The 19,304-nt window shown below is 30.7% G+C and carries 17 protein-coding genes; 10 read left to right on the top strand and 7 right to left on the bottom strand.

Features of this window, described 5'->3' with window-relative positions:
• Positions 1-1,020 carry a glycosyltransferase family 2 protein gene (locus tag ACXLDF_RS02735; RefSeq protein WP_457556957.1) on the bottom strand — a complete coding sequence of 340 codons (1,020 nt, stop codon included), beginning with the start codon at positions 1,018-1,020 and terminating at the stop codon, positions 1-3.
• A 146-nt stretch (positions 1,021-1,166) separates the two neighbouring features.
• On the opposite strand from ACXLDF_RS02735, the gene ACXLDF_RS02730 reads away from it, so the two are divergent.
• On the top strand, positions 1,167-2,672 hold the full coding sequence (locus ACXLDF_RS02730; protein WP_457556956.1) for an MATE family efflux transporter: 1,506 nt from the start codon (positions 1,167-1,169) through the stop codon (positions 2,670-2,672).
• Positions 2,673-2,682: 10 nt separating this feature from the next.
• Here ACXLDF_RS02730 and ACXLDF_RS02725 read toward each other — a convergent pair whose 3' ends face one another.
• Positions 2,683-3,729, bottom strand: a complete 1,047-nt coding sequence (locus tag ACXLDF_RS02725; protein WP_457556955.1) for a glycosyltransferase — start codon at positions 3,727-3,729, stop codon at positions 2,683-2,685.
• A gap of 351 nt (positions 3,730-4,080) precedes the next feature.
• Between ACXLDF_RS02725 and cysD the strand changes: the two genes are divergently transcribed.
• The 7 genes from cysD (at position 4,081) to ACXLDF_RS02690 (ending at position 12,510) form a co-directional block, all read left to right on the top strand.
• Positions 4,081-4,962 (top strand): sulfate adenylyltransferase subunit CysD, encoded by an 882-nt coding sequence (gene cysD, locus ACXLDF_RS02720; RefSeq protein ID WP_457556954.1) that lies wholly within the window; start codon positions 4,081-4,083, stop codon positions 4,960-4,962.
• Between the two features lie 205 nt (positions 4,963-5,167).
• Positions 5,168-6,946, top strand: coding sequence for a GTP-binding protein (locus ACXLDF_RS02715; RefSeq protein ID WP_457556962.1), 1,779 nt, complete (start codon positions 5,168-5,170; stop codon positions 6,944-6,946).
• 458 nt (positions 6,947-7,404) lie between these two features.
• A complete protein-coding gene (locus tag ACXLDF_RS02710; RefSeq protein WP_457556953.1) occupies positions 7,405-8,751 on the top strand; it encodes an ATP-binding protein in 1,347 nt (448 codons plus the stop codon).
• Between the two features lie 505 nt (positions 8,752-9,256).
• The gene (locus ACXLDF_RS02705; RefSeq protein ID WP_457556952.1) at positions 9,257-10,501 is read left to right on the top strand and encodes a site-specific integrase; all 1,245 of its coding nucleotides are present in this window, start codon (positions 9,257-9,259) and stop codon (positions 10,499-10,501) included.
• 648 nt (positions 10,502-11,149) lie between these two features.
• A complete protein-coding gene (locus tag ACXLDF_RS02700; RefSeq protein ID WP_457556951.1) occupies positions 11,150-11,506 on the top strand; it encodes a hypothetical protein in 357 nt (118 codons plus the stop codon).
• Positions 11,507-11,528: 22 nt separating this feature from the next.
• Positions 11,529-12,029 (top strand): hypothetical protein, encoded by a 501-nt coding sequence (locus ACXLDF_RS02695; protein ID WP_457556950.1) that lies wholly within the window; start codon positions 11,529-11,531, stop codon positions 12,027-12,029.
• A gap of 280 nt (positions 12,030-12,309) precedes the next feature.
• Positions 12,310-12,510 carry a hypothetical protein gene (locus ACXLDF_RS02690; protein ID WP_457556949.1) on the top strand — a complete coding sequence of 67 codons (201 nt, stop codon included), beginning with the start codon at positions 12,310-12,312 and terminating at the stop codon, positions 12,508-12,510.
• A 27-nt stretch (positions 12,511-12,537) separates the two neighbouring features.
• On the opposite strand, the gene cysC is transcribed toward ACXLDF_RS02690, so the two are convergent.
• The 3 genes from cysC to ACXLDF_RS02675 form a co-directional block, all read right to left on the bottom strand.
• The gene (gene cysC / locus ACXLDF_RS02685) at positions 12,538-14,049 is read right to left on the bottom strand and encodes an adenylyl-sulfate kinase (protein WP_457556948.1); all 1,512 of its coding nucleotides are present in this window, start codon (positions 14,047-14,049) and stop codon (positions 12,538-12,540) included.
• 370 nt (positions 14,050-14,419) lie between these two features.
• Positions 14,420-15,109 (bottom strand): CDP-alcohol phosphatidyltransferase family protein, encoded by a 690-nt coding sequence (locus tag ACXLDF_RS02680; protein ID WP_457556947.1) that lies wholly within the window; start codon positions 15,107-15,109, stop codon positions 14,420-14,422.
• Between the two features lie 256 nt (positions 15,110-15,365).
• Entirely contained in the window at positions 15,366-15,614 is a 249-nt protein-coding gene (locus tag ACXLDF_RS02675; protein WP_457556946.1) for a hypothetical protein, read from the bottom strand.
• Positions 15,615-15,831: 217 nt separating this feature from the next.
• Between ACXLDF_RS02675 and ACXLDF_RS02670 the strand changes: the two genes are divergently transcribed.
• Both ACXLDF_RS02670 and ACXLDF_RS02665 read left to right on the top strand, forming a co-directional pair.
• Positions 15,832-16,206 (top strand): hypothetical protein, encoded by a 375-nt coding sequence (locus ACXLDF_RS02670; RefSeq protein WP_457556945.1) that lies wholly within the window; start codon positions 15,832-15,834, stop codon positions 16,204-16,206.
• 160 nt (positions 16,207-16,366) lie between these two features.
• On the top strand, positions 16,367-17,245 hold the full coding sequence (locus tag ACXLDF_RS02665) for a hypothetical protein (RefSeq protein ID WP_457556944.1): 879 nt from the start codon (positions 16,367-16,369) through the stop codon (positions 17,243-17,245).
• Between the two features lie 73 nt (positions 17,246-17,318).
• Here ACXLDF_RS02665 and ACXLDF_RS02660 read toward each other — a convergent pair whose 3' ends face one another.
• Both ACXLDF_RS02660 and ACXLDF_RS02655 read right to left on the bottom strand, forming a co-directional pair.
• Positions 17,319-18,254, bottom strand: coding sequence for a winged helix-turn-helix domain-containing protein (locus tag ACXLDF_RS02660; protein WP_457556943.1), 936 nt, complete (start codon positions 18,252-18,254; stop codon positions 17,319-17,321).
• Positions 18,255-18,345: 91 nt separating this feature from the next.
• Entirely contained in the window at positions 18,346-18,765 is a 420-nt protein-coding gene (locus ACXLDF_RS02655) for a hypothetical protein (protein WP_457556942.1), read from the bottom strand.
• Positions 18,766-19,304: the final 539 nt, after the last annotated feature.

The raw sequence follows: 19,304 nt of genomic DNA, 5'->3' as shown, positions 1-19,304 counted from the left end.
TCAATTGAGTAAACTCTTTCGATACATGAAATATTTTATAAAAAATGGCGAATTCTTAACTAAGCTCTTAATTTTTGCAAGAGAATCCCATAGCATAAGGATTAAAGATGATTTATTGATGACACGAATTAAAAGAAGATGATAATAGAGATTAAAACTATGGGGGGTAAAGTTAACTGCTGATTTTAAATATTTGGTTGCAAGATTTGTTTTTCCAAGGCGAATTAATCCTGGACCAATCGCAATAATAAGTGATGTGTAAGGTTTTTTGTATTTTTCGAAATATGTCCAATATTTTCTCCAAATAAATAATCTGGCTTTAATACGTTTGCTAGGGTTGGAGAATTCTGAATTCAGACTTACTGAATCTTTAATTATGTTATATTTTACTAAAATTTCAGGAACTACTCCAAAATTGTATTTTGAAGCAATTCTTAGCCACATTTCATAATCTTGAGACCCTCCTTTTTGAAACACTTTTGATTTATTGAACATTCCGCAATTTTCAAAAACTTTCCTTCTAATTAAAGGAACGCTTGCTCCTCCTATAAAATTTGAAATTAATAAGTTTTGAAATAAATTTCCCGACTTTTTATCGTTTTTGAATGAAATTAAACCTTTAGAATACTTTTTAATCATTCCACAATAGACTATTCCTAATTTTGGATCTTTTGAGTTCCTAAAAATTTCAATTTGTTTTTCAAGTTTTTGGGGAAACCATTCATCATCAGAGTCTAAAAAGGCTAAATAATTCCCTTTGGAGAGTTTAATTCCTTCATTTCTCGCTATATTAGCTCCATAATTTGAAGTTAATAATTTATATCTTATTTTATCGCTCTTTTTTTGCCATTCTTTCACAATTTCCTTTGTATTATCTTGAGATCCATCGTCAATTATAATTAATTCAAAATTTCTATAAGTTTGATTTAAAACACTATTAATTGCCTTTCCAATCATTAATGCGCGATTATATGTCGTAATGATTACGCTTATCAGAGAATCATTTGGTTTGAAAGGCATATTCAAATAAATATATGTTAAATTATAAATTCTCTTTATTGGAACTTTCATTCCTTTAAGAATGCTTTATTTCTTTAGAAAATTTGATATTTTTGAAGGAAAATCAAAAAAAAATAAATTTTATCGAGTTTTATTGATGTTATTATATGAAAGAAAAAATCGCGACACGTATTATTATTCAAGGCATCATTCAAATTGTGTCGGCACTCTCATATTATTTTTTATTAAAAAACTTAGCAGTCGAATATATTGGCATTCAAGGAACAGTAACAACTGCTATAAATTTATTTTCTGCTGTCTATTTTATTGGGATTGATATAATATATATCCAATATAATAATGAAACTGATTTTAAAAGTTATTTTTCGAACTTTTTGGCAATAAAGTTAACATTATTGGCACTGAATTTTGTTCCATTAATATTTTATGTCGTTTTCTTTGGATCTCCCGATAATATTTATTTTTTCATAATGATTATTGCAACGATCTTTTTAAGAATTGCAGATACATTTTGCCTAAATTTACGTGCTAATTTAAAGATAATTAAAGGAGAAATAATTGAATTCATCTCAAGTTTGGCTTTGTCTATCACACGATTAATTATTGCTTTGTTTGCAGCGAGATTTTCCAATCCCTTATTGATTTTAGGGCTAAGTACCTTATTTTTTTATGGGTTGAAATTGATTAGTTCAATTATTATTTCGAGATCTGATTTACACTTTACTAAAATTGAGAAACACCGAATAAAAGAGCTAATGAAAGCCACACTTCCATTAATATTTTCAAATGTCATAATATTTTTAACTGATAATCTTGGAAATTTCATAATTAGTCTTTCAAAATCAACTGTGGAATTCGGTTACTTTTTTGCAATAAATTCATATATCATTGTTATTCTTACTTCGATTACATTATCATTAGCGGTGATTTATCAAGCCTACTATTCAAAATGGATTAGTCAAAATAGAAAAACAGAAATAATTGATTTTTCCTTCATTATGGAAAAATATACGGCGATATTTTATATGTTAATTATTATCGTAGTAAATATTGGTGGGCGACTCTTGCTAGAACTTTTTTTACCACAATATCTTCCTGGTTTAAAATATTTATACATCCTTAGTTTTTTACCTTTTTTGAGTGGTGTTAATCGTCCATATATTAAGTTGCTTTATGCAGGACGCCAGCAAAAATTAATCGCAAAATATTATTCTTTTACTCGTGTTATTTATTTAATATTCCTTTTTATGTTAATACCTGAAAATATTGGATCGATATCACTTTTTGGATTTGGTGCTATAGGTGTATGTTATTTACAAGTAGGAATAAACATCATTGATTATTTTGCTTATCGATATTATTGTTATAAGATTTTTAAAATTCCAGTTAATTTCAATATTCCATTAATTTTCGGATTGGGGTTATTTGTAATCGGAATTTATCGTGTCTTAATTTTAAATCTTCATTTAATCTCAATTGAAGGAACCACCTTTACAATGGTTTTAATTTCTTTCTTAATATTGCTTCAATTTGCTCTTTTTCTTATCTTATTTAAACAGATCACTTTGCGTGATTATCGAATTTTTAAAGATTTAATCTCTTTTAAAAATTATAAAACAAGTTTAATTGTTGAATTTAGAAATAATTCCTAAAAGAAAGCTATTATTGTCGATTTTCATTTCTGAAAAAATGATTTTCAAAATATTTTCCTATTTTTTCGGGAGTAAATGCACTTAAATATTTTTTATATGCATTTTCACCTATTTTTTTAACCTTTTCTGGGTTTTTAAACAAGTCAATTATGTGATATGCAAGATCGGTTGGATCATGACTATTACACAAAATTAAATCAAAATCTGGTGTAAAGAATTCTCTTGTTGCATAGTTTCTACTTGTAATAACAGGTTTTCCAATGGCTAAAGCTGAAAAGACTTTATTTGGGATTACAATTTTAGCTTTTAAAGAATCACCGAAAATTCCTAGTTGTATAGTAGATCGTTGAATATATCTTCTTAATTCTTGTTCAGAGACCCTGGGAATAAGTTTTACATTTGTTAGATTTTTCTCTTTGATATATTTCTGCATAGATAAATAAATTTTATTTTCTGGGAGACCTCCGATAATTTCAAATAAAATTTGATCATTTTCTTTTAATAATTCTGCAGCTTTAATGATGGTTTCTATTCCTTGTAGAGGGATGAACTTTCCATAAAATCCTACTATAAATTTTTGATCTTTATTTAAAATTTTATTCTTCTCAGGATAATATACTTTATTGTTTGAACCTACAGGAATAACTCTAAATTTCTTTAATGGAATTTGAAAAAAAGTGGAGAAATAAATCATATGGGCTTTTGTATCGGTTAATATATATTGGGATTTAGAAAGAGCTTTTTTTTCATAGATATAAAGTAATTTTGCAATGAATGAATCTGGTTTGAAAATTTTATGGTCAAAAATTACAGTATTAAAGTTAGAAATAAATGGATCCAAGATTACCTTTCTTTGAGGGATTAGACGTGTTAGCCATACCGGCTTTAGAATTGGATACCCAACTACAAGATAATCAAACCTAATCTTTACTAAGTTGCACAATAAAAACTTATATTCCTTGATTGTTTCCCAAAAAAAAAGGAGTGGATTGGTGATTTTAGTTTTAAATTCATAACGACATATGATAATTTCATGTCCTAATTTTCTTAATCCCATAATCAAATTAGCATATCTAGAGTATTGTGGGTTTATTTCACCAAAGAAACAAATTTTCATTGAGTATCTATAGTTAAATAAATTAGGAATACGGTTAAATTTTTTTTTAAAGTGAATAATTTTGGAACCCATGATTAACATATTTCTCAAATAAACTAGTTTTATAGACGAATTAAATAATAATCGATCAAAGAAATTCCAAGAAATTAATTGAATTTATTGTTCAGAGTTGTTAAACATCGAAATTCAATATTTGATTAATCTTGATTTTGTGTAAAATTTTTGATATCTAAACCTTTAAAAGAAGGCAACATTGCTTTCCATAATATAGAAATAATTTGGGTTACACTTATGGAACATCTTGACAAACTCGAAAATAAAAGCGTGCACATCCTGCGGGAAGCATATGCTCAGTTTAAAAATCTCGGAATGCTGTGGTCCATCGGAAAGGATTCAACTGTGCTTCTTTGGCTCACACGTAAAGCCTTCTTCGGTCACGTGCCATTTCCACTAATTCATATTGATACTGCATATAAAATCCCTGAAATGATTGAACACCGCGATCGACTTGCATTAGAATGGAATCTTGACATGATTTACGGCCAGAATCAAGAAGCATTGCGTAATAAGCAAACTTTTCCTGATGGAAATGCCACCAGACTGGAATGCTGTAAAAATCTTAAAACACTTGCGTTGGAAAATACCTTGAACGGCCGATGGCCTCGTTTTCGCATGAATCACACCACCAGAAAGTATGAAATCGACCAAAATAATGAACCTTTTACCGGAATCATTGTTGGGGTTCGCGCTGACGAAGAGGGCAGTCGCTCGAAAGAACGGTATTTTTCCCCACGCGATCGGAATAACGATTGGAACATTGAGGAGCAACCCCCTGAATTTTGGAACCAATATAAGACTGATTTTGCCCCTGGAACTCATGTTCGTATTCATCCTTTATTGGATTGGACCGAACTGGATATTTGGGAGTACATTGAGCGCGAAAATATCCCTATTGTCTCGTTGTATTTGGATCAAGGTAATGGTACCCGCTATCGCTCTTTGGGATGTTGGCCTTGCACTAAACCGGTGAAATCCACCGCAAAAACAGTTCATGAAATAGTTGAAGAACTCAGATCTGGGAAATATTCCACCATTGCAGAACGAGATGGAAGAGATCAAGATAAGGAGGACGGGGGCGGATTGGAGGCTCTGCGTCGGGATGGCTATATGTAATTTTTGTAATGAATAATTCTAAAGGAGAAAAAAAATGTCAGATAAACCATCAACTAATTCATTAACTAGTTCATCAACTAGTTCATCAACTGGTTCATCAACTAGTATATCAACTAGTTCATCAACAAAATCATCAATAAAATCATCAACTAAATTATCAAAGAATATTTCAACCAAAACTTCTTCTCAAAAACGGGACGAGCATATGAATGTTGCCATAGTGGGGCACGTTGATCATGGTAAAAGCACCATCATCGGGCGTCTATTGGCTGATACCAACTCATTACCCGAAGGAAAACTCGAACGTGTTAAAGAAACCTGCCGTAGGAACTCTAAACCCTTTGAATATTCCTTTTTACTCGATGCTTTAAAGGATGAGCAAGCGCAGGGAATTACTATCGATGCTGCCCGCGTGTTCTTTAAAACTTCAAAGCGAAAATACATTATCATCGATACTCCCGGTCATATTGAATTTTTGAAAAATGTGGTTACAGGCGCCTCTCGAGCCGAAGCTGCATTATTGGTGATAGATGCTCATGAAGGGATACAAGAAAACTCCAAACGTTATTGTTACATGCTTTCTATGCTCGGAATCAAGCAGATTGCAGTGCTGATCAATAAAATGGATTTAGAAAAATATTCAGAGCAACGATATAATCAAATAAAATCTGATTACATAGAATTCCTAAATCAACTTAATCTTAAACCAACGGCTTTTATTCCTGTTTCTGGTAAAGAAGGGGATAACATTGCATCAAAATCGGCTAATATGCCGTGGTATAAAGGTTATACTGTTTTAGATCAATTGGATCTTTTTATTACTCAGAAAGATCCAGAAGATCAAGATTTTCGTATGCCGGTGCAAGATGTCTATAAATTTACGAGGGATGGGGATAATCGCAGAATTGTGGCTGGGACCATCATCAGCGGCCGAATTTCTGTTGGAGATGAAGTCCTATTTTATCCTTCTAATAAAAAAAGTCGGATAAAAAGCATTGAAAGTTTTAATACTCCTACCAGATCGACGATTGGTGCTGGATTTGCCACCGGCGTCACCATCACTGATCATCTATATTTGAAACGGGGTGAGATGATGATACGCGCCGATCAAAAAAAACCTGAGATAACCTCCCGATTTAAGGCAAATATCTTCTGGTTGGGGCGTAATCCTTTTGTAATGGGGAAAAACTATCTTTTAAAAATTGGGGCTCAAAAAATTGATATGGAACTGGAAAAGGTGGAAACTGTGATTGATGCTTCCAGCTTAGATTATCAGAAAAGGGATCAAGTGAATCGGAATGAAGTTGCTGAGGTGATTTTCAAATTAAAATCTCCCATTGTATTTGATCTTCCCCATATTAACGCACTTACATCTCGTTTCGTGATTGTGGATGGTTACGAAATTTGGGGTGGCGGAATTATTACCGAAGCTTTATCTGATGAAAGGAAAGCCTATCGGGATAAGTTAATGATTCGTAATTATAAATGGGAAAGGTCTATGGTTCATGTTGATGATCGGGCTGAACATTACAATCAAAAATCGTGTTTAATCTTGATAACTGGTGAAAAAGCGGTAGGAAAAAAAGCATTTGCGAAAACCTTGGAGAAACGTTTATTTTTAGAGGGAAAACATACTTATTATTTAGGTATTGGAAGTGTTTTGTATGGGTTGGATGCTGACATTAAACTTTCTCATCAGAATAATCATAAAGAACATATGCGTCGGTTAGCAGAGATTGCGAATATTATGATAGATTCAGGAGTAATTTTAATAGTCACTGCTACCATGCTCACCCAAGAAGATTTGGAATTGATTCAGAGTACCTTGATTATGCCCGAACGACTTATTCCGATTTGGTACGGGGGTAAAATTGCTACAAATATTCAAGTTTCTCATCAAATATTCGGTGAAGATAATTTGGACGGGGCGATTGATAAAGCTAAGCGCATTTTACAGAATAATGGTATTATTTTCAAACCATAAGTAGCATTTTTTTTTACTGATCAAATTTGATTGTGTGTAAAAATCTACATTTGATCTTGATTTTTTATGGTTTAATGTCAATATTTCTTTGATATTTTGCACTTTTTTCATCCATTATAAAATAATTTTATTTTAAAAAATAGCAATGTAACGCAATCCAAATTCGTTTTAATTATCATACCTACCAAGATTTTATAAATAACTGTGTTAATAACCAAAAATCTTTACTTTTTTCAATTTAATTTTCTATAGTGTTTAACTTGGTAATGATTTTTGCTTTAACTAATCCGCATCTAATCCGCATCTAATCCGCATCTAATCTGCATCTAATCTGCATCTAATCTGCACTTAATCAGAAAATGAACATAGAAAAATTAATTATACTTGGATATTTTTCTAAATAAATTACCAACTATAACTGGTAAGTTTTATATTATACTTCTCTATTATATGTTATAATGAATAATTTGCAAATTCTTGAAATCCTTGCAGATTGGAATTTCTGGGGTAATTTTAAATCTGAGCCAATTTTCCGAAAAAATTATATTAAGGAAATCGCCTTAATATTATCCTCCACGAAAGCAACAGTGATCAAAGGGATCCGGCGCTCAGGAAAATCTTATTTGGTTTATTCTCTTTTTGTGGAAATGTTTCAATCAGAAAAAAAATCCGTGGAAGTAAGGGATACATTAATTATTAATTGTGAAGATCCACGATTATCCAATTTGGAATCGAAAGATCTATTAGATATTTATCAAATATACATGGAAGAGATTGGATTTTCTAATTCTCCTATAATATTACTAGACGAGGTTCAAAATGTAATAGGGTGGGAACGATTTGTCAGATATTTAATTGATACAAAAAGAGTGCGGGTAATTATAACCGGATCAAGCTCGAAACTCTTGAGTACCGAATATGCATCAACATTAGGAGGACGTTATTTGGATTTGGAAGTGTTTCCATTGTCATTTAAAGAATTTCTTCTTTTTAAAGGAATTTTCAAGGAGGATGATATCGATAAATCAGGACCTATCCCTATCCTAAAAATTTTGAAAAAAAAAACTGATGTTAAGAAAGCTGCAAAAGAATTTATGCAATTTGGGGGATTTCCAGAAGTTGTTCTTGAAGAAAACCGTCATAAGAAGAAATTAATTTTATTAAATTACATTCAAACCATAATCACAAAGGATATTTCCCTTAGATTTAAAATTCGGAACATGCATAAATTGTTAGAAATGCTAAAAATATATCTGTCAAATATCGCTACCCTTCAATCAATTAATAATATTAGTAAAACCTGCAAATTGAGCCAAGAGACCACGCAAAAATATTCAGAATACTTTCACAGCGTTCGATTACTCTATTTTATACCAAAAATTTCATTTTCATTGAAAAAACAGATTTTAGCGCATAAAAAAGTGTATTGTATTGATACAGGGATTGCTTTGCAGTATGGCTTTAGTTTTATAGAAAATTTGGGAAGATACTTGGAAAACATGGTGGCAATTGAGTTAATTAGGCGATATGGAGAATCAAACATTTATTATTGGCAAGATCCCCAACAACATGAAATTGATTTTGTAGTCGTTTTGGATAAGAAGGTTATCAACCTAATACAAGTTGCTTATAATGTGATAGATAAGAGAACAAAAAAAAGAGAAATTCGGTCATTAGTTTTTGCAAAGAAACATTTTAAATGTAGAAATTTAAGCATCATCACCTGGAATGAAGATTCTGAGGAATTAATTGATGATTTGAAGATATCAATTATATCTTTCTGGAAATGGGCTTCACTCCATTAAGTGATTCAGAGATATAATTAATTCTATTATTTAAAGGTCTGTTCTTTAAAAAAATCCGCAAAATCTGATGTAATTTGTTTCCTTGGATATCTAAAGGCATGTAATGGCTTGATTTATCTTACCATTTGATTTTTAACAGACCTCTTACCTATTTTTTTATCAATAGCAGAACTTATGGAGTTATGGAAAGATCATTATGTAAGTGGCATACGAGTACAGGGCATGATATTTTAGAAAGATTTTTCTTTGAATAATTAACTTAATTCTATCTTTTTTTTTAACTCTTTTTTTCTTAAAAGATGTGTGGAATAGACTGCGGAATAGTTTGACAAATTTAAAAATCAGAGAATTTTGGGTTTTATGCTAATCTATGCAAGATTTTCAGAATTCCTTCAATTTTTCAAATTCTGCTATAACCTCTTATAAATTCTAAGTTAGAAATAAAATTATTTCTTTGTGCATTACTAAAAAAATTGAAATTTACTAATAGTTTATCTAAAAGTTGATGAATAAACGTAGACCAACTTCAAAACAATTGATTAAGAAATTTGAAGATTATTTAACTATTGAAAAAAAATTAAAATCCGAAACAATAGATAAGAAAACATCCATAATTTCTTTCTTCTATGAGATATACTTAGATGGATATGAAGAAATGCATATCTTGGATGTAGATGGCGATATTATCGAAGATTTCTTGGGTAATTGGTATATCAGGAAAGTTCTTTCTTCCAAAAAAAGCGATGTAGTAGACATTTTAAGCAGTTTTAAAAAATTTTATAAATTCTTATTGGATCGGGGATATATCAAGCAGGATCAATACGAAGAAATCCTTGCTGAATGTAAAAATCCTAAAAAATATTATCGCAGATTTGATTCTTATTCGAAGATTGATTTCGATCAAGACGACGGTCCAAACTCTATGATGAGTTGGATTTTGGGAGAAGAAGAACCCGGGGAAGATTCATCCCAAAATCTTCTAAGTGAACTAATAAATTCACATAAAGTAAAAACATGTCAAAAACATCTTCAAAAAGAGAATATTCCTACCCTCACTCTTGAATTTTTAGCAGATTTTAAAATGTTCTTGAACTATTGCAGGAAAAACAACGGAATTAAGGTAAGTAAACGACAGTTAACTCTTCCACGGAAACATCTATTTGCCATTAATGAACAACTTTCATCCCCAGAAGTCTTGAAGCGATACGTTTTTCAGTGGGATGCTACTCAAATACATCTTTTTTATCATATTGGCTTATCTTTGGGATGTATAATAATTGATGAAAGGTTTTCTCTGCAAACCTCGGAAAGAATAGAACAATATTTAGCGCTTTCCCCACAATATCAGCTAATAATCTGTTTGTTTTGTCTGTGGGAAGTTATTCCTTGGGCGAATTTATTGTCGCCTAATGCAGGAGGACGCCCAGAATGGGCTCAAGAGGGCAGGAGAATCTTGCAAACTGCATTTGCTGATGCAACTGTTGATTATTCTTATGATTATACTTCATATATCTTACAATATTACCCCAATCAGAACGAATATAGTCATTTCATCTTCAGTTCAATTTATAATTGGGGAGTAGTTCCGAGTAAGATTTTGCCTTCATTGGAACGGATGGGATTGTTGAAATGCATGTTTAATAATCCAGATGAAGAAAAATATTCTTCCGTTTTCACAATTACTGTCTCAAAATTCGGTAAAACGGTTTTTTCATGTTATAAAGAATATTTAATTAACAAAGAATTATGAATTCTCTTGAATTTTCTTGAATTCTATTGAATTCTATAAATCTTTATGGAAACTTTTTGAAGAATAAAATTTGTCAAAAAAATGATGTGAGTTGCTACAAATGATATCCTTCAAGTGATTTTTTAAAAAATTCGAGTATTTTACCAGATAAAGATAAAGCATATCAAAGCCTCATCATTACAGCCTGAAAAATCCTAAATGAAAAACTAATTTACACCATTAATTTTATGCGATGATGGTGAATTAATTTCGAAAATAATTCAAACAGGAATGATTAGAATGTGCCTACTTGTTTGTATCTTGATGTTAATTAAGTGAGGATTGGTGACTATAAATTTAGGTGTAAAATGCTTGAGATTTTGGGAAAAAGTCGGAAGATTTAAGAAAAAGGAACTGATCAAATGGAATAATGAACTGATCAAATGGAATAATAAACTGAAAATGATAAATTGATTCATTTCCATTGGTAGTATTTTATGTTCTTGAATTTTCTCATAATTATTATTAAGAAAAATAAAAGCGATTTACAACCAAAATTATTTTAATTTATACTTGATTATTTTTTGTAATCCTTTTATGATTATAGCATTTTATAGCAAAAATAAGAAAATTTTATAATTTTGTGTATAGATTTTATATATAGAGAATATGTACCAAATTAACTTTCGTATAGGTGAAAACGAAAAGAAAATTTTAGAGAAGATTGCAAGGATTAAGAATATTTCGTTAGCAGAATTATCAAAACGCTTCGTATTGAAGGAATTAGAACAGTTTCGCGTTGATATTGCTTTCAATCTCATGCAAGAAGGCAAAATAAGCAAGAAAAATGCCTTTAAAATGTCTGGTTTAACATATTATGAATTTATGTGCGAAGGTGTAAAACGAAAAGTGACTGAAAAATTACCTGAAGAATTGATTGAAAGTGAAATGAACGCTCTCTCTAAGCTGGATATTACTAAATTCTTGAAAAATAATGCTGAAGAAATAAAAAAACCGATATTATAATATTAGAAAGGAATCTTTTCTCATGCTTTTTCTCATTGATACATGTTTTTGGCTACATATCCAACACATTCTTTTAGAAATTAAGATTGATTTACGAGATGTGCTTAGGCACTTTCGTTGGGGATATACAAAGCAAATTGTTGAAGAATATCATAATTATCACCTTCAAAAATTTATCCCGATTGAAGATGGATTTCGTATTCCCTTATCACAGAAAGAAATTATATCTTTTCAGAAACAATTCCCATTTATCAATGAGTTTGATCTTCCAGATCAAACTTTGGCTTTTTGTGCAAAAAGAGATGGTGCAATATTATTATCTGATGATGGAGGATTATTAATGGAAATAAAAAGTTGGGGGTTAGTTGGCTTTCGCTTACCTTCATTCTGTATTTGGTTAATACAATCTGGCTATATACGAAAAAATATAGGGGCACAATTGCTCAGATTTTGGGAAAAAAATGGATTATACCAAAAGCGAGAAATAAAAAGATGGAAAAAAGCACTGCAGCATATAACATGATGACACCAAGTACCCACTCTGATAATTTATGGAATGTGAGATACTCCGAACATAGTTGAGAATCACAAATATCTTGCTAAACAGAATCCCGATAGGGTACTAAAAGTTGTGGACTATGCAAGACATGTTCCTTTAGTTAGTAGACTGTATGAGGTCATGGAAGCAATAGATCATCGATTTAAGTAATTCACACGCATAACATTAAATGCATGAAGTTTTAGGAAAAATGTAAGGAGATTTGCTATAAGGCTACATCCCTTACTGGATTGTTGTTGGGAAATTGCTACATCAAATTCCTCAACTGTTGACAGTAGATGCTCTTTTATCTATTTATGGAAAAGAAATGGGTGTTTCAATTCATACAACGGATAAAACAATGGTTGAGAGTATCAAAGAGAAATATCCCAAATCAGAAATTTACTATTATATATATTTAAAACTCATTCGCACTTATTCCCACTGTCATTTATTTTTGTTTTAGATAAGCCAGGTAAACGACAAAATAATTTCAAATTAATTTAGTGCGAAAAAGTTTTCCATCAGCTTTAAGTCGTTTAAGAATCATAGAAACTGCTTGATCTACCTTAACTTCTTCGGTATTAATAGTTATTTCAGGATTGAGAGGTTCTTCATAGGGTGCTGATTCTGATACGCCCGTAAAATCAGAGATTTCTCCTGCAATGGCTTTTTTATATAACCCTTTGGGATCTCGCTGTTGACAAGTTTCAACACTTGCTTTTACATAAATTTCATAAAAATCAGTGTTTCCGATAGCCGAGCGCGCTGCTTCCCTAATTTTGCGATAGGGACTTATAAAAGATACCAATACAATTATTCCTGCATCATAAAAGAGTTTTGATACTTCTATTATTCTGCGTAGGTTCTCATTTCGCTCTTCCGGAGAGAATCCTAAATCAGCATTTAATCCATGGCGAATATTATCTCCATCTAAGCGGTATACTAGTTTTCTTTGTTTGAATAATTCTCGCTCTAAAGTAACAGCAATTGTTGATTTTCCTGAACCAGAAAGTCCCGTAAACCATAATACAAAATTTTTTTGACCCAAAAGTGATAATCGATCAGAACGATTAACTTTTCCCTCATGCCATTTTATATTTTTTGAGTTTTTCACTTGATTTTGCGAGTTTTTCATTTGGTTTTGCGAGTTTTTCACTTGATTTTGCGAGTTTTTTGCTCCTTCTTGTGGATTTTCTATTTGTTCTTGGTGTAATGCATTTTGAATTGAATTAAGAATATAAAATCCTTTTTCATTTAGTGAATTTACCCTGTTATAGAGCATTTCTGAATCATCCATTTGTCGGAAAATTCCTCCCGCCTGTTCTACAATGCTTTGCATCGCTGCTGTATCCCATTCCATTGTATAACCGAAACGATAATAAATTTCAGCGTCTCCTCTTGCTACTAAACAACCTTTAAGAGAACTTCCTTTTGAGACCTCTGATTTGATTTTATTTTGATGTTGAGATAATAATGATACCAATTTCTCCGATTTATGCGATCGACTCGACACCACGGTCAGATCTGTTGTTTTACTATTTACATGCAGCCTAATTGGAGGTTTATCTGCAATTTCTAAAAATGTGCCAATTCCTTCGGCAGCATAGTATAACTCTTCTAAAACGGGAGCATAAATAATACCTAAGATTACTCGATGTTTGTATGCGAGAGCAATATTTACTGTGAATTCATCATTTCGTTTGATAAATTCCTTTGTGCCATCTAGTGGATCTACAATCCAACAAAAGTCGTTTTCAAGCCGAGATTTATCATCTTTTGACTCTTCTGAAAGAATGGCATGTTCTGGAAATCTGGATTGTAGAAAAGTGACAATGATTGAATTTGCGGCAGTGTCCGCTTGTGTTAATGGTGATTTGTCTGATTTAATAGAAATTTGCATATCATCATTATAGAATTCTAAAATTTTTTGTCCTGCTTGTCGAGCAATTGGTTTTAAATCTTCAATAATGGAAGATAATTGATTTAAAATTGGAGGTTTCATGATATCACGAATAATTTCGTTATTAGGCGAAGAATGTTTATTTTAGGTTAATGTTAGGTTGTTTATTTAAGTTAATAATAGGATTATTTTAGTGTAGATTAATTTATAATTAGTATTTTTATTTTTAATTGTTTTTTCAATTTTATTCGATTTTTTCAAGCTTAATGTAGAAATGTAGAAACATAGAAATGTAGAAATGTAGAAATATGGATAATATTTTACAAATAAACAAGAACAATTCAAAAACAAGAACAATTCAAAAACAAGAACAATTCAAAATAAAAATAGAATCTCTCTGATAAGACTATTGATAGACGTTTAATAGACGTTTGATAGACGTTTAACAGACGTTTGATAAACGTTTGATAGATTATTGATTTGCTTTTTCATCAAGATTTTGAGTGATCTCAGAGGTATTTATAATTTCTAAATAATTTTTATAGATGAAAAACCTCTCAAAAAAGGTCCAAACAGTTAAAACAACATAAAAACCCATAAATATCAGCAAAATTAGAGAGGAAGTAAACTGAACAATGCAAGACATTATAAAAAGATAGAATAAACGTTCTGATCGTGCTAAAAATCCAACATTCATAGAAAAGCTATCAGTATCGATCACAAAACTCCTTTTCAATTCTAGTTCTGCTCGAGCTCTGGAATAACTTATTAAAAATGAAAAGATGAAACCAGTTATTGTTAAAATTATTATCCATTGTGAAAAATTGGTTGGATAAATTTGTGTATATAAAACTAAACCCGCTAATATGATACTTTCAGAAATGCGATCCATAGTGGAATCAAAAAATCCACCAAACTTTGAGGTTCTTTTAGTCATTCTTGCGATAGCGCCATCTATTCCATCCAGTAGTCCTGTGAGAAAAATCCAAATCCCAAACCAAATAAAACTCTGGAAAAAAAGCAATCCAAATGAGGCGATTAGTGAAAAAGAAGCCATCAACCATGTGGCAAAATTAGGGCTAATTTTTAGATGTATTGCAATCCTGGCTAAGAACTTAACAATCGGTGCAAAAATTGGGCGTAATCGGAATGTGCGTTTCATGCTTCATCAATATCGTATAATTGTCTCTTTTCATTCTTCATTATTCTTTTATTAATCCGAATTTTGGTTTAAATGTCCATAAATAGCAATGTTTTGGTAAATACACTCATGTTTTGGTGTTGGTTAGTTAATCATGCTTGATTTGATATGATCTCGGTGTAAATTCTTTTTTTTTAAACTTATTCGCACTTATCCGTATTGATAATGTAATATTATTATTATATTTGCTTTTTATTATTTGCAATTTTCTTGAATTTTATTTAGTAGATTTTTCTGACTGGACATTACCACTTTCTTCCATTAGTTTAAACGTTCCATGAACTTTACTTCGTTCATGCTTCCCATCTTGAACTTTTTCAATTGAAAATTCCACATCATTTCCATGTTCTAATGCTATCTGTAGGAAATTAATCAGTCCGATATGTTTTGAAGGTGGAATTTTAAATTTAATTTCGACAGGGTGCCCTTTTTTTGTAGTTGTGTTTAAGACAAGTCGGAATTTCACTATTATGCCCTCAGATCAGATATTTATATAATGGATAGCGTATAATTAATTAATAACTTTTGGGTTTCCATTCCTTTTAATTTCTACATACTGTGTTAGAGCGATATTATACTATGGATTTATAGGTATCTTACAAATATACTGCACAAGAAAAGAATATTATTTATAGTTGGAAGAATTGGATGCCCTTTTATAAATCGAAAGTAAGGAAAATAACATGACACAAACTCAAGAGAGCGACGAAAGTCAAAAAAGTAGAAATACTCCAGAAAGTGATGAATATAATGAAAAACCGGATGAATTTTCATCTACAGCCAAGTTATACACTTTTAACACAAATTCTTGGATTCTATCCAATCATTTTGACTCATTTAATGTGGTGATATTGCTAGATCCGCAACGTAATCGAATTTATTATTATGAAGGAAAGGAAACAAGTGCGCATGACCATGATCAAGCAAAAAAAAGTCTAATTAGATTTAAAAACAACTATCCTGAATTTTCTTTCGTTCGAATCAAATCTTTAAGCATTCACAAACAACCAAATATCCCTCATGAGGTTCTTACTTATCTGAAAACCCATCGAACGTAAGAAACAATCTTTAAAGGAAGAGCAACATATTGATCTCATTATGCAGTGTGAGAATTAAGATTTCTCTTCACTTCTTTCATGAGTATTCTTTGTCAGAGTTTCTGTTGGATTATCGGGGGCTACAAGGAATGAATAGATTATTTAGAGGTAACTGGAAAAAATGTTAATTTTAACCTATTTCAATCCCATTATTGGACCAGATGTCCTTTATAGTGTTCCGAATGAGCTGGAAAAATTTATTTCTGATGAAGATCTGGGGCAAATAAAAAGATTAATGGATACTGCATCGCCTGGTTTTTTTACTCACGCTTTTTCTGCTACATTAAACACTGCTAACTATTTTTTTATGATTCCATCAGATTGGGCTCGGGGAAAGCAAGAAATGGTTATGATAACAAAAATAATAGAAGAAGAATCCCCCAATTTAAAAGCTTATGCTCAACGCTTTCAAGAATTCGCACAAGATCTTAAAAAATATAGCCCATCTATTTTCAAAGCTCTTTATATTAACAATCCCCCGCTTAATTATGAATCCGAAATTTCTAAAGAATTCGATTATTTGAAAAAAATGTTTGATGAACTCGCAAAATTTTTTGCTATCAGTCAAGCACAAACTCATGGAATCCTCATTCCATTTCGAAAATTAGAATCAGATAATGCAATACATCTTCCCCTCCAGATGGTAAAGGAATTAGAATCTTTTTTAGGGACCAGAAAGAATTACTTTGTTGTGTTTCAGCGTCGTAAAGATTCTTTTAAGGTAGACATTATTCCACATGAAGGAAACCACGTTGTAAAATTCGCTGTTTTGTTCAATGGTCAATTAAGTCCAGAAACACTAAAAAAAATTGGTTTTGTATTTCAAGAATTAGGTCTTCCATTCGTTTATACTTCAGGTATTTGTCAAAAAGGAGGCCAATGTATTTATGAAATTTATTTAAATCCGAAAGGTTCTGAAGATTTTGAAGAAACTAAGCAACGACTTTTGCAAATAAATCAAGTAGATGATGTAAAAATTATTGATATTGATCTTCTTTAATGAAATACCGTTATTTTTCTTTTATTTTCTTTTCTATAAGTGCGAATAAGTTTATACTTGATAATTCTATATTTTACAAAAATGGGGTATTAAATAGTAACAGAACCATCAAAGTCGCATAATCAATAAACAATACAATTATCAATCCCCGCTCAAATTTAATAAACTTTACCAGTGATATACTTAGTGCGAGAATAATCGTTCCCCAAACTTGAAAGATAACTAAGAGTAATCTACTTATAACCAGAAAAGTGTTCACTTCTAATGGAAATAATCGTAAAATCCCGATACAGATAAGATAGAATATTAACGGAATATAACTTACTGAAAGCATAACAAATAACCATTGTCCATTTTCCTTTTTATGGAATAACCCTCGGACCAAACCTTCAACTAATAAAAACAGAAATATATATCCAAGAAAAACACTGAAAAACTGGATTATGGGATAGCGCGTAAGAAAAAATTCAAATGGTTCAAAAATAGGTAGATAAATATTAACAAATGCTTGTACGTGAAATAATGCACTTAAAATCGCAATGATAAAAATAATAAGTCCAGAAAATACCATTCCATATTTATAATGATTCAGATAATACTTTAATATAGGCTGAAATATCGCCCAACTTTGCCATGTTTTCAAATTTTGATCTAAAAATATTTTTTTCTCCAATTCTAATGACGCAATTGCATCTCCTCCTTTCAGAATTATCTGATATGCATGTAGTCCTAAAGGAGAAAGGTGATATTTTTTTCTTTCATCTTGAATAATTAAATCCTGTAATACTTCTAAATGATGATAAATTGTTCCTGTACTTACATTCAGCATTTTTTTAATCTCTGAAAAACTGGTAAAACCTTGCTTACCTATTATTCTAAGTATCTTTCGGCGAAATTCATGTCCCAATGCAATATAAACCTTTTCCTCCATATTTGATTCATGATCTTTTTTATCGTTATTTTTCTTTTTTTTATGTTTTTCTTGCAATTGAACGTTGCGATTAGTCATTGTCACTTTTTCCTTGATAAATAATGCATTGTTATATTCTTATTTATTTCTTTTCAGAATTATCTCTTCTCAGAATTATCTTTTTTCAGAATTATCTCTTCTCAGAATTATCTCTTAAAAGAATTGCCAAAAACCCAATTAGGTAAAGAATAGTTGCTAAAATGAAACCATAAATTGCAACATTTTGCCAAATATAAGGACTATGTTCTTTAAGTATATCGCTTAAAAATAATGTAGATATATTAATATCGAATATTAGCAGAAGATAAAGCCATAATCTGCGTTTTTTAAGAATTTGAGGTAAAAATAAAGAGATTATAATCCGAAAAATTCCATTAATAAAGGGAACTAAATAGAGTAATCTTAATTCCACATCTGAGAAAATGCGGATTAGATCAAATAATGAGTATGTATTGGTTATTGGGAGAATAAATGATATTAAAAGAATTAATCCACTCCCTAAGATCATCAAACGAATGATTAATAGTGTTTTTAATTTTGTTTTTACCAATTAAATACAACTCCAACTAAAAAAATGCAGTTGATTATATATTTTCATATAAAAATTCTTTTTATTATATGTTTTCTAAAGATCTTTCTTTTTTTATAGGTGCGAATAAGTTTTTTGTACATATCTTCTTCTTCTTCTTCTTCTCGTTAAATGCAATATGAGGATTTAAGTTGTAGTTTCAATACGCCATTTTTCATGAAACCATTGACACTGGAGTAGTGCGAATAAGTTTTTTTTCAACAAATATTTAAAATATTAGTAGAACCTAAGTTTTTTGATCGATTTTTATCTTAGAAATTCTTCCCGTAAATGATTTTTATACATGAAAATTAGGACGATGTGAATAATTAGTTAAAAATTGATCTCAAATCTATTAATTTGTAGAGTTCCCAAACAAAAACTCCCTTAAATCCACTGAATTTCCACTTAGAAGTTCATGGAGCAAAATGTGGAAATCTCGTCCGTTTGCCTTGCATGTCATAAACAATCCAAGATATTCCATCAAATGCCTTGTAACATCAATACTTTTGAAATCCTGC

Source organism: Candidatus Harpocratesius sp. (assembly GCF_054039255.1).
The sequence above is the reverse complement of the archived record's forward strand: the minus strand, read 5'-3'. Positions and strand labels throughout refer to the sequence as shown.

Coding starts and splice junctions, on each gene's coding strand:
- ACXLDF_RS02735 (WP_457556957.1), bottom strand. CDS start 1,020: ATGCCTTTCAAACCAAATGATTCTCTGATAAGCGTAATCATTACGACA.
- ACXLDF_RS02730 (WP_457556956.1), top strand. CDS start 1,167: ATGAAAGAAAAAATCGCGACACGTATTATTATTCAAGGCATCATTCAA.
- ACXLDF_RS02710 (WP_457556953.1), top strand. CDS start 7,405: ATGAATAATTTGCAAATTCTTGAAATCCTTGCAGATTGGAATTTCTGG.
- ACXLDF_RS02700 (WP_457556951.1), top strand. CDS start 11,150: ATGTACCAAATTAACTTTCGTATAGGTGAAAACGAAAAGAAAATTTTA.
- ACXLDF_RS02725 (WP_457556955.1), bottom strand. CDS start 3,729: ATGGGATTAAGAAAATTAGGACATGAAATTATCATATGTCGTTATGAA.
- cysC (WP_457556948.1), bottom strand. CDS start 14,049: ATGAAACCTCCAATTTTAAATCAATTATCTTCCATTATTGAAGATTTA.
- cysD (WP_457556954.1), top strand. CDS start 4,081: ATGGAACATCTTGACAAACTCGAAAATAAAAGCGTGCACATCCTGCGG.
- ACXLDF_RS02665 (WP_457556944.1), top strand. CDS start 16,367: ATGTTAATTTTAACCTATTTCAATCCCATTATTGGACCAGATGTCCTT.
- ACXLDF_RS02715 (WP_457556962.1), top strand. CDS start 5,168: ATGAATGTTGCCATAGTGGGGCACGTTGATCATGGTAAAAGCACCATC.
- ACXLDF_RS02660 (WP_457556943.1), bottom strand. CDS start 18,254: ATGACTAATCGCAACGTTCAATTGCAAGAAAAACATAAAAAAAAGAAA.
- ACXLDF_RS02695 (WP_457556950.1), top strand. CDS start 11,529: ATGCTTTTTCTCATTGATACATGTTTTTGGCTACATATCCAACACATT.
- ACXLDF_RS02670 (WP_457556945.1), top strand. CDS start 15,832: ATGACACAAACTCAAGAGAGCGACGAAAGTCAAAAAAGTAGAAATACT.
- ACXLDF_RS02680 (WP_457556947.1), bottom strand. CDS start 15,109: ATGAAACGCACATTCCGATTACGCCCAATTTTTGCACCGATTGTTAAG.
- ACXLDF_RS02705 (WP_457556952.1), top strand. CDS start 9,257: ATGAATAAACGTAGACCAACTTCAAAACAATTGATTAAGAAATTTGAA.